The sequence below is a fragment of the Alicyclobacillus sp. CIJ1 genome (assembly GCF_057538885.1).
On record NZ_BAAJPH010000044.1, the window covers coordinates 1 to 278 of the forward strand.

The 278-nt window shown below is 56.8% G+C and carries 1 rRNA gene; it reads left to right on the forward strand.

What is annotated here, in order from left to right:
* Window positions 1-278, forward strand: a 23S ribosomal RNA gene (locus AC27E8_RS00315); the annotation flags it as partial.

Here is a 278-nt window from a genome sequence, read left to right on the forward strand (position 1 = left end):
GCTCTTCCTGAAGGAAGAGCCGCAGTGAAAAGGCCCAAGCGACTGTTTAGCAAAAACACAGGTCTCTGCGAAGCCGAAAGGCGACGTATAGGGGCTGACGCCTGCCCGGTGCTGGAAGGTTAAGAGGAGGGCTTAGGGGGGTACCCCGAAGGTCCGAATCGAAGCCCCAGTAAACGGCGGCCGTAACTATAACGGTCCTAAGGTAGCGAAATTCCTTGTCGGGTAAGTTCCGACCCGCACGAAAGGCGTAACGACTTGGGCGCTGTCTCAACGAGAGA